This window comes from Microcystis sp. M53602_WE12 (assembly GCF_030065455.1).
Lineage (GTDB): Bacteria > Cyanobacteriota > Cyanobacteriia > Cyanobacteriales > Microcystaceae > Microcystis > Microcystis aeruginosa.
In genome coordinates this window covers 1-11,049 of the sequence record NZ_JASJFB010000250.1, presented here as the reverse complement: position 1 = coordinate 11,049, position 11,049 = coordinate 1, and the positions used below count along the sequence as shown (strand labels likewise).

Below are 11,049 nucleotides of genomic sequence, written 5' to 3'. Positions count from 1 at the left end.
TGTTAAAATGCTTGGGATTAGATACTTTATCGCCATTGCTAGTAATCACGAGGCTACTAATTCCTAAGTCAATTCCAATGGCTTTATCTGTTACTGGTAATGGCTTAATTGTTGGGTCATCAAATCTTATTGAAATATGCCAGCGTCCAGAAGGATGTAATCTGACTGTTACTGTGCTTGGTTCACAGCTTTCTGGTATTTGTCTTGACCATCGAATAGGTAAAGGTTCTGTGCATTTAGCTAAATAGATTTGTTTGTCTTTAAATTTAAAGGCTGATTTGGTAAATTCGGCACTTCCTCCCTGATGTTTTTTCTTAAAGTTAGGATACTTAGTACGACCAGCAAAGAAATTAGTAAAAGCTGTTTGTAGGTGTCTTAACCCTTGTTGTAAAGGTACACAGCTAACTTCATTGAGAAAGTTTAATTCTTCTTGTTTTTTCCACTCGGTTAGCATTGAAGACGTTTCAGCATATCCTACTCTTTCTTGTCTTTCATACCAAGCTTGTGTTCTGACATGGAGAGCTTTGTTGTAAACTAATCTTACACAGCCCAATGTGCGCCGCAATAGCGACTCTTGTTCTGGTGTGGGGTAAAATCGAAACGAATAGGCTTTTTCCATATCCCGCATTCTAGCATATATCGTGTAAATGTGCTAATATTTGACGGTAAAGCCAACCTAGAACGGCGGGGTTTCAGACCCAAAATTTCCGATGAAAAAGTCAGAGATCCAAATTTTCCTAGCTCACGCTAATGAGGATAAACCAGCAGTTTTGGCACTGTATGACCGCCTCAAGCAAGCGGGATATAAACCTTGGTTGGATAAAAAAGACCTGATTCCGGGTCAAATTTGGCGAGATGAAATTCCGAAAGCGATTAAAGCTAGTCAGATTTTTCTCGCCTGTCTGTCAGGGAAATCGGCTAATAAGCAGGGATATATCCAACGGGAGTTGAGGATTGCACTTGATACCTTGGGACAGATGCTACCGGGGACAATTTTTTTTATTCCCATGAGGTTAGAAGAATGCGAAATTCCTGATCTGCGACTTGCAGAAGTTAGCTTGAATCTGCGAGATATTCACCAGCTTGATTATTGGGAAGAAGACGGATTTGAGCAACTAGAAAGAGCAATTGGCTATCAGTTCAAGCTTGAACCGGAAGAGCCAAAACAACTGTTATCAGTATTTAACTTTGAGGTGGTGGGAGTAAATGCGAAGGGTGAGCAAATTAGAAAAGAGTCGAAACAGTCCCAATATTTCAGGGAAGATCTGGGCAAAGGCATCACCTTAGAAATGGTCGCCATTCCGGGGGGAACTTTCCTGATGGGAACAGAAGATGAGGAAATCGAAAGACTGGTTAAAAAATTTAATTGGGAAGGATTTAGAAGGGAAAGACCACAACATGAAGTAACTGTCCCACCCTTCTTTATGGGTAAATACCCCATCACCCAGGCCCAGTGGAAAGCGATCGCCTCTCGCACGGATTTAAAAGTTAAACAAGACCTTGATTTCAAGCCAGCCTATTTTAAAGACCGTCCCGATAGCGATCGCCGTCCCGTGGAACAAGTCAACTGGTACGATGCGATCGAGTTCTGTGCGAGATTATCAAAACTAACGGTTCGGGAATACCGACTACCGAGTGAAGCGGAATGGGAATACGCTTGTCGTGCTGGAACCACCACCCCGTTTTACTTTGGGGAAACCATTACGGGGGAATTGGCTAACTACAATGCCAGTAATACCTACGCCGATGAACCGAACGGAGAATATCGAAACGAAACAACTCGCGTGGGACAATTTCCCCCAAACGCCTTTGGACTGTACGATATGCACGGCAATGTCCGGGAGTGGTGCGCCGATACTTGGCACGATAACTATGACGGTGCGCCGACGGATGGCAGTGTCTGGATAGAAAATGGTAATGATAATCGTTCTCCTCTGCGGGGCGGTTCCTGGGGCTACAATCCTACTTACTGCCGTTCCGCGATTCGCTACGACTACTACTTCCGCCGCGTCAACCGCATCAACAATTACGGTTTTCGGGTAGCCTGCGTTTTCGGGAGAACTCTCTAACCCTTTTTCCTTTTTCCCCTTTTACCCTCATTCCCTATTTTTTCTTTTTTCTTTTCTTTCCCGCCCTTAGGCGGGTCGATTTTGTAGGGGCGAACTCGACCCATTTGGTCGATTTTTGCTTAACAATTGTCAAGGATTGTTAAGATGCGCTTACCCTACACTTTTCCCCTAGTTCCCAAAACTAAACTCTAGGAATTTTTAGCCACTGCTCAAGAGGATGAAGTTAAAGCAGAAAAGAATTTAAGAGCATGGGTTGTCAGTCAACTAGCTGAAAATAATTAACTAGGGTTTGCTGAAAAAGTTTGTTGGTGGGGTTAGGAGCCGGTCGTTAGGAGACTCCGAGACAGGAGAATTAAGAATGAGTAATAATCAATTAAATGGTTTATTTAGAGATTTTCTGCCAGTTAATCCGCCTTTTTGACGTTTTTGAATCCTCAAAAATCAATTATGCGAGAGGTTTATTGTTGCCAATTAAAAAAACAGGGAATCCCAACCGTTAAGTTAACACCAGTGAAGCCTTGCGTCCAAAATTCGAGGCTGTCAACATCAGTTAACTTTTATCAACGTCCAGACTAGACTTTCATGGGTTGGGAGTATCATCGAAGTATAAATACTTAGTGATGCCGATTCTCTAGGTTAAAAAATAGCCCCAGTCAAGGAGCGGAGGCGACCATGAATGACCTCTATGGCCAAGGCTTTGCGCCAGAAGACTATTTGCTTAACCCTTTAGATAGTCAAGCTTTGGAGTTAGTTTCCCCAGATTTTACCGAGGTGAATCTGCCGGAAACCGAAAGCGGTTGGCAGGAAATGCCGAATCAAGAGTATTGGAATTGGCAAAATGAGACGATGGAGGCCGCTTTCAACTATCAACCTGATGAGTCTTGGCAAGATGTATCCCACTGCCATCAGGATTTTCATTATGAATCGCCAGAAGCTTTAATTAATGATATTCCCCATCAAGAATTAGGGTTTACGGGGTTAGGAAATGTGCATTTGTTGGCAGATTTACAAACGGGGCCAACCTGTGGTTACGAAACCATGGAAAATATTGTCCAGTGTTTTCATCCCGACATTACGAATAATTTCTCAGACCAACTGCAAATAGACTATCCCGGTCGAGGAGGTGCTTTAAATCCTGAAGATTATCAAGAAATTTTGAGTTCTTATGATATCCCCTCCCATTGGGCAAGTTTTGACCATCAGGAATTGGCTAATGCTTTAGATGAGAATCGTCCCGTGGTTTTTGTCGGAGATGCCCACGATTTAGACCCGATTTCCTATCCCGATTCTCAATCTTGGCACGCGATTACTTTAACCGATGTTAGCCGAAATCTCGATGGTGACGTTATTGGTTATCGGGGGATTGATTCTAATTTTCCCTATGAGGAAAAGTTTTGGTCTTGTTCGCAAATTGAACAAGCAAATGAGCAGTTGACCCGGGAGGTTTTAATTACCGATAAACCGGCAGAAGCTTGGCCGTTTAAAACTACTTGAGCAAAGTTGATCTGGAAGAGGAAATCTTATGACTGCTGAAATAATGGGATTTTATGTTGTTAATGGGGTTATCAATTTAATTAATAGTCAATTGGCGAGACAAGCAACGGAAAAACTGGAAGATAAGCGACAGGAATTTCAAAAATGGCAACAATTAAATAATCAGGAATTTCAGCGAGAGCAATTTGAAAAACAGAAGCAATTGCAGAAAGAACTTGCTGAAGATAACCGTCAAACTCAGTTAAAAGTAGCCCTAGAACAACGAAATACTGCCCGTCAAGTTGTTCAAGATCAGAAATTATTTCAAAACTGGCCTTTGAGAATTGTTCCCGATCAAATTTTGAATGCTAATCATGATGAGAATTTAATTTCTCTGAGAATAATTCCCGCACCTCCTGTTATCGATTTTGATCAATTTGGTGGCAACAACAAAAGTTTTCCTAATATTGAAACTGGTTTAGCGCAAGGATTACGGGAATTTTTTAATCAACATTATTCTTTTCAAAGTACCGAAAGACCGATCGAACTAATTGATGGTGGATGGGATAGTAAACGCTATCATGGTGGTGCGGCTATTATAGGTCTTTTTGCCTTATTAAAATCTGAACCCATGTTAATTTTAGAGTCACAAATTGATGGGGATTATCTTCATCTTAATGTGGGCTATTGGGGAGAAGGACAGCAAAAATATTTTTATCAATCGATTATTTCTAATCTTCCCTATCGAGAAGTTGTCTATGAATCTGTTAAAATTAGAGCAAGACAATGGCGAGAAAAAAGAGAGCAACTGGCAAAACAATTAAATAAATCTTCGGAGGAAATTGATCGGCAATATGGGAGTGATAATGCCTTTAATTTGAAAATTTTACAAGACGAAGAAGCTCTCAAGAGTGCGGGAATCGATAGCAGTGATTTAGCGACTCAACCGTATAAAGTTACGGCTAAGGATTTTGAATATCTCTGTCAGTTTTTAGTCAAATGTCAATCACTGGTAGGCGGTTGGATTGCCGATATTCACTACCTAATTCATCACAATGTCCCGCCCATTTTGCCTAAGCTTATACCCGATTTAATGCGAGGTATTGATGATCCTAAGTTATTAAAGACTATCGTTTCTGGCTATCGTCAGGTTTATGAGGCTTTAGAAAATGAACGCCCCGCTTGGATGCCTGAATTAGCATTAGATTTAGCTGATAGTTTAACTGCTTTGCCTGATAAAAATTGGGCAAGAGAACAGCTAGATTATTCCGTTAAGTCTTGGTTGCGATTGCGGGGGATAAATCCTCCTAATAATTTAGAGCAAGCGATTAAAGCGATGAAATCTGTTGTTACCGTAGCAGATGAAGTGTATTTTAATAAATTACATCACTGTTTGGCAGAACTAGAAAGTCGTCAGCTTGCTACTCAAGTTAAAGGTTTATTGTCAGAACAATTGAGTGCTGAATCTTTTTACCAACGTAGCATTAAATTGCTGAATTCAGGTCAATTGCAAGAAGCTTTATCGAACCTTAATGCTGCGTTGGAACGTTATCCCAATCATTCTCAACTTAACCAACTCCGTCGCCAATTACCTAGTAATGCTCAATTTTTTGATTTTCAAGCTGTCACCGTCGATAGTCGAGGCAAGGAAGTCAAACGGGAAAAGAAACCAGCGCAGTATTTTACAGAAAACTTGGGCAATGATGTCACCCTGGAAATGGTCGCTATTCCAGCAGGACAATTCAAGATGGGTTCACCCGATGGACAAGGAAATGATAACGAACGTCCCCAACATCTAGTGACCGTTCCTGCCTTCTTTATGGGCAAATATCCCATCACTCAGGCCCAGTGGAAAGCAGTGGCCTCCCTGCCGAAAATTGAATGTGACCTTGACTTAAATCCTTCTAAGTTCTCTGGCAATAATCGCCCCGTTGAACCAGTCTCTTGGTACGCTGCAGTGGAATTCTGTATGCGACTCTCGAAAGCGACGGGACGAGACTATCGCCTCCCCTCGGAAGCGCAGTGGGAATATGCCTGTCGTGCAGGAACCACCACTCCCTTCTATTTCGGGGAAACCATCACCCCCGATTTAGCCAACTACGACGGCAATTCTATTTATGCTCAGGGACCCAAAGGTGTTTATCGTCAAGAAACCACCCCTGTTGGTAAATTTCCCCCCAACGCTTTTGGACTGTACGATATGCACGGCAATGTCTGGGAATGGTGCGCCGATACCTGGCACGATAACTATAAGGATGCGCCGAGGGATGGCAGTGTCTGGATAAAAAATGGTGATGATAATCGTTCTCCATTGCGGGGCGGTTCTTGGTTAAACAACCCGAATTCCTGCGGTTCCGCTTACCGCGTCAACTACGATTGGCACTTCCTCTTCAACAACGGTTTTCGGGTGGTGTGCAGTGCTGGGAGGACTTTGTAGCAGAAAAGAATTTAAGAGCATGGTGTCAACAGACTTGCAAAAATTAGGTGGGCATTGCCCACCCTAATCTTAGGATGGCGGTTTGTAGGTAGAAGCAACAGATAATTCTTTTAATTGCTTCGCTGCCACTGCCGAAGGTGCAGAAGTGAGTAAACAACTAGCTTGCTGGGTTTTCGGGAAAGCAATCACATCGCGAATCGATTCTTCTCCTGCTAACAACATCACCAAGCGATCTAAACCGTAGGCGATGCCACCGTGGGGAGGGGTTCCGTATTCAAAAGCTTCTAACAAAAAGCCGAATTTATTATAGGCTTCCTCTGGGGATAGACCGATGGTAGCGAAGACTTTTTCCTGTACTTCCCGTTGATAGATCCGCAAACTGCCGCCACCGATTTCAATACCATTAAAAATCATATCGTAGGCTAGGGCGCGAGCCTGGGCTAGATCCTCTAAATCTTCGGGATTAGGGGCAGTAAAGGGGTGATGCAATGCTTCTAGGCGTTTTTCCTCGGCGTTGTATTCAAACATCGGGAAATCCGTCACCCAGAGGAGGTTGATTTTCTCGGGATCAATTAATCCCAATTGTTCCCCTAAAACTAAGCGTAGGCGGGATAGGGATTTATTGACTGTATCGGTATCTCCTGCCCCAAATAACAGCAGATGCCCCGGTTTTGCGCCAGTCTTCTCGATTAAAGCCTGTTTTTGTGCCTCTGTCAGGTTATCTTTAATCGCACCGATGGTATCAAAATCGTAGTCCTCGCGCACGCGGATGTAGGCGATTCCCTTCGCCCCCGCATCGGTGGCTTCTTTGAATAAATCCCCACCCGGTTTGATTCTGACGTTAGAAATCGCCTCGTTACCGTTGGGAATCGGTAAAACTTTCACCGTCCCACCACTAGCGATCGCACCTGAAAACACCTTAAATCCCGAATCGGCAAAAATCTCCGCCACATTGACCAATTCCAAGCCAAAACGGGTATCAGGGCGATCGACCCCATAGCGATCCATAGCCTCAGCATAGGTTAAACGGGGCAGGGGCAGGCTTATATCGATATTTTTGACTTTTTTGAAGATATGAGCGATTAAAGCCTCATTCAGGGCTAAAATCTCAGGTAAAGAGAGAAAACTCATCTCCATATCCAACTGAGTAAATTCCGGTTGACGATCAGCGCGCAGATCTTCATCGCGGAAACAGCGGGCGATTTGATAGTAGCGATCCATTCCCGACACCATTAATAATTGCTTAAATAGTTGCGGTGATTGGGGTAAAGCGTACCATTGGCCAGGGTTGACACGGGAAGGAACCAGATAATCCCGCGCCCCTTCGGGAGTCGATCGAGTTAAAATTGGTGTTTCCACTTCGATAAAATGCTGTTCATCTTCGAGAAAACGGCGCATTTCTTTGACAACTTGGTGACGTAGTTGTAAATTCTGACTCATACGCTCCCGGCGTAGGTCTAGATAGCGGTATCGCAAGCGCACATCTTCCCGGACCGATTCACTTTCGGAACTGGAGACGACAAAAGGCAATTGTTTAGTAACCCCGTTGAGAATCTCGATGCTAGTGGCGTAAATTTCGATTTCTCCGGTGGCAATGCGCGGGTTAAGGGATTCGGGGGGCCGTTGACTGACTGTTCCCGTCACCTTGATAACATACTCGTTTCTGACGGTTTCAGCGATGGGGTAGGAAGCGGGAGTTCGTTGGGGATCACTGACGATCTGGACAATACCACTGCGATCCCGTAGATCAATAAAAATAACGCCACCGTGATCGCGACGACGATCGACCCAACCGAAGAGGGTGACACTTTTTTCAATTTCGATCGCGCTAAGGTCGCCACAGTAGTGAGTTCGCATAGTCTAACTAGAGAATTACTTATATTACGAATGTAGTATAGAAAGGATGTGGCCAGAAAAAAATCAGACGGCCTTGTTCATTATGCCGGTATTTTGTCGCTCTTGTCCCCTTGTTTAGGGTATTTTTATGGTCTCCTAAGTAGCTGGTTTTAATTAAATTGAAGATAGATTTTGGGTTCGATCCCCCCTGCCCCCCTTGATAAGGGGGGATTGGCACCCCCTTAATCCCTCCTGAATAAGACGGCATCTGACAATTTTTAACACCTACCTACTTAGTCCTCAGCTATCGGCTTTTCGCAGATGGGCTATAATCAACAAGGCTCCTCTAGCAGTTACCAATTTTGAACGATTAAAAACATGAATTGCTTAGAAAAAAAAATGGTGCAACTGTTAAGAGAACTCAGGGAAGATCACCATGTTTTAGGGGTAAAAGCGGAATTCGAGACGGAAGGAACCCGATTGACGGAAGCGATGCGGTTGAAAGAAATTAGTCTGAAAGCGGGGGTAGATTTTAATCTGAAAATCGCCGGTTGCGAAGCGATCAGAGATATCTTTGATGGGGTTAATTTAGGAGTCGATCGCTTGATTGCTCCCATGGTAGAAACAGCCTATGCTTTACAAAAATATCTGCGGGCAGCTAGGAGGGTTTTAGCTGATCAAGGGGTGGAAGATGTGGAGCTATTAGTTAATATCGAAACGATTACTGCCTGTGAGAATTTTCAGGAAATGTTGGCGATTCCAGAGATAAAATCTCTCCATGGTATCGTCATCGGACGGATGGATTTAGCCTGTTCTTTGGGATTAACCCGTCAGGATGTGAATAGCGAGCAAGTTTTGGCTCTGGCTTTACCTTTGGCAAAAAAAGCTAAGGCTGCCGGTTTGACTGTTGCCATTGGGGGTGGGGTGTCACTGCATTCTTTACCGTTTTTCAAAATGTTCTGCCAAGGACATTTTGACCGCTTCGAGACGCGCAAAGTTATCTTTGATTGTCCCCAAGCTTTGGATAATTTCAGTTTAGCTTTGCCAAAGGCGATCGAGTTTGAATTACTCTGGCTAGAGAATAAAAAAAATTATTATGGTGCTATTGTTCGTGAAGATGACCGGCGTTTAGAAATCCTCCATAATTTACTTTTTGGTTAAAGATACTGGTCCCTTGATTGATCGTGCAAAACCTAGACATATCCAATCAATCTGACAAATAAAAGGTAGGACTGGCTGAATAAATCTAAAAACCTTGTTGGATCAGATTTTTAGGCTTTTCTGAAATCCAAAAGTGCCAGGGATTGGAGTGAGCGCGGGGAAAATTCCTGGACTTTTTCCCTGAAAATTAGGTAATTGACCACCTGAAAATGGGTAAAACCCTACACCCCACACCCTACACCCCACACCCTGCCCCCAAGAAAAACTTTTTCAGCAAGCCCTATATAGGAGTGATCAATCTTTGTGTCCTCTGTGTCTCTGTGGTTCCTTCCACACCCGACACCCCGCCCCCACCAACAAACTTTTTGCCGCAAACCCTAGATAGTTAACAGTTTCCCACCCCCAGTAGCTAATCTGGAGACTTTTCTCGCAGCATATCTGGTACATTTTGTCAAAAAAACTTTTTCGTTTTAACATAAGTACACATATTTTTGGCAAAAGATCTTTTTCGTCAAAGGAGCAATTGGCAAGTTTTTACCGGGGACTAATTAGTAATCCTAGACGTGGTAAGGGTTTCAAGGCACAAGGACTAAAAATGCACAGAGTAACCCAATTCTTAGATTTTAGCAGCGGGCTGTAACTATTGCAATCTCGTTGACAAATAGGAATTTTTCTCAATTATTTTTTAAGAAAAGTAAAGATGAAGGAATGTAAATTTAAATCTTCTCAAGTATATTGGGATTTTGATAAATTTTGCTTATGTAAATTAACCCTTAGCATTTAGCTTCTGAGAGCAGTTATCTTATTGGTGAAGTACAAAGTTGTTGTTTTGGCAAGTCTCCGAGCAAGGAGACGATGCCAAATCCAGTTAAGTAGGTAGTCGTTAAAAATTATCAGATGCCCCCCTTATTAAGGGGGGATTAAGGGGGGATCCCCCCGCCTATCGGCACCCCCCTTATCAAGGGGGGCAGGGGGGATCTGAGGCAAAATCTATCTTCAATTTAATTATAACTACTTACTTATAATTAATCTTTAGGAGAAACCCGATATTTTTCAGTGTAATTAGTCAATTTCCTTTTTATTATCAATCTAGCCAGGTCCTGACGGCTAATAGTTTTCTTTTTCCTCCGTCACCAGAGTAATACCTGTCCATTCTCCCTTCTCGTTATAAGAACGAATTAAGCGCTGTCTTTGAGTAGGAGAAAGTAACCAACCCACCTCTAAAACAAAAGGATGACCAGCAGTAATTTTCAGAGGTGTATTACAGGAGGCTCCATCGGGCAGCAGCAGTATTTGAATCGGTAGCGGACCATTTTCAAACAACAATCTTTGTCCCTCAATACGAGCGCTAGAAGTGATTTGATTATCACCAAAAGTCAAAGTTTGCGAGAGATAATTATCCCCCTGACGCTCGATCGATACATGGGTAGAATAGGCAGGAGAATTATAAAAATCGCGTCCCGTTGTCACCGCCTGTCCTCGCCATTGACCCAGTAATTGGTCCACCGTTAACATCGGTCTTTCTGGGGAGCTAGAATCGGCCAACTTTTCCCGAATTAAAGTCAAGCGATCGAACTCACAGTGCTCATTAAATAACTGTACGATTCTTAATCGTCTTTCTCCAGAGATTAACCCAAATTCTGCCCCGAATTGTGAGGAAAAACTACTAAAATATAGAGAACCTTGGCAAAAAGCTCCCGTCTGGCTAAATAGAATACCCTGATGGAGAGAACTATACTCTAAAATTAAATCTTCCGGCGCTCGATCGCTGTAGAGACGGCGGACCAATTGACGAATTGATCGATTATTATTAATGCCTTGCAAAGATACCAAAGTCGGGGTATCTTCGATCAAGTCGCCTTGGGGAGACAGACGGGTAAAAGAACCTTGCCATTGACCGAGATTTTTTAGTAAACATTCCCACTGGGAGAGCATAATAATTGAAGTAATTGGGGGAAATAGGACAAAATACATGGGAACAATTCGATTAATGCACGCCAAACTCCATCGAGTGCGCGTCAGCGAGGCTAACGTCGATTATGTCGGCAGTATCACTATCGATCGAGAATTGAT

General features: G+C 43.2%; 9 protein-coding genes and 2 pseudogenes. 7 read left to right on the top strand and 4 right to left on the bottom strand.

From position 1 onward, the window contains the following. Positions 1-619, bottom strand: a 619-nt coding sequence (locus PX482_RS09190; RefSeq protein ID WP_288122343.1) for an RNA-guided endonuclease InsQ/TnpB family protein, incomplete at its 3' end; no start/stop codon positions are given. Positions 620-710: 91 nt separating this feature from the next. Between PX482_RS09190 and PX482_RS09185 the strand changes: the two genes are divergently transcribed. From PX482_RS09185 to PX482_RS09175, 4 genes and pseudogenes are all read left to right on the top strand, one after another. Continuing rightward, positions 711-2,069: an SUMF1/EgtB/PvdO family nonheme iron enzyme gene (locus PX482_RS09185; protein ID WP_002758234.1), complete on the top strand. Its 1,359-nt coding sequence runs from the start codon at positions 711-713 to the stop codon at positions 2,067-2,069. Positions 2,070-2,228: 159 nt separating this feature from the next. After that, a pseudogene (locus PX482_RS27670) lies at positions 2,229-2,351 on the top strand (Uma2 family endonuclease); the annotation flags it as partial. Positions 2,352-2,741: 390 nt separating this feature from the next. Beyond that, on the top strand, positions 2,742-3,563 hold the full coding sequence (locus PX482_RS09180; RefSeq protein WP_288094114.1) for a hypothetical protein: 822 nt from the start codon (positions 2,742-2,744) through the stop codon (positions 3,561-3,563). A gap of 28 nt (positions 3,564-3,591) precedes the next feature. Continuing rightward, positions 3,592-5,979 (top strand): SUMF1/EgtB/PvdO family nonheme iron enzyme, encoded by a 2,388-nt coding sequence (locus PX482_RS09175; protein WP_288094112.1) that lies wholly within the window; start codon positions 3,592-3,594, stop codon positions 5,977-5,979. A gap of 69 nt (positions 5,980-6,048) precedes the next feature. Here PX482_RS09175 and aspS read toward each other — a convergent pair whose 3' ends face one another. Then, on the bottom strand, positions 6,049-7,836 hold the full coding sequence (gene aspS / locus PX482_RS09170; RefSeq protein WP_288094110.1) for an aspartate--tRNA ligase: 1,788 nt from the start codon (positions 7,834-7,836) through the stop codon (positions 6,049-6,051). Positions 7,837-8,193: 357 nt separating this feature from the next. Between aspS and PX482_RS09165 the strand changes: the two genes are divergently transcribed. Beyond that, on the top strand, positions 8,194-8,976 hold the full coding sequence (locus PX482_RS09165; protein WP_002758241.1) for an aldolase/citrate lyase family protein: 783 nt from the start codon (positions 8,194-8,196) through the stop codon (positions 8,974-8,976). Positions 8,977-9,086: 110 nt separating this feature from the next. Here the strand turns inward: PX482_RS09165 and PX482_RS09160 are convergent. Next, positions 9,087-9,275: pseudogene (locus PX482_RS09160) on the bottom strand (hypothetical protein). On the opposite strand from PX482_RS09160, the gene PX482_RS09155 reads away from it, so the two are divergent. After that, positions 9,186-9,365, top strand: a complete 180-nt coding sequence (locus PX482_RS09155; RefSeq protein WP_104396796.1) for a hypothetical protein — start codon at positions 9,186-9,188, stop codon at positions 9,363-9,365. The pseudogene PX482_RS09160 and the gene PX482_RS09155 overlap by 90 nt on opposite strands. A gap of 718 nt (positions 9,366-10,083) precedes the next feature. Here PX482_RS09155 and PX482_RS09150 read toward each other — a convergent pair. Then, positions 10,084-10,911 carry a DUF3598 family protein gene (locus PX482_RS09150; protein ID WP_002758244.1) on the bottom strand — a complete coding sequence of 276 codons (828 nt, stop codon included), beginning with the start codon at positions 10,909-10,911 and terminating at the stop codon, positions 10,084-10,086. Between the two features lie 37 nt (positions 10,912-10,948). On the opposite strand from PX482_RS09150, the gene PX482_RS09145 reads away from it, so the two are divergent. Then, a partial coding sequence (locus PX482_RS09145; protein ID WP_288122344.1) for an aspartate 1-decarboxylase occupies positions 10,949-11,049 on the top strand: 101 nt, incomplete at its 3' end.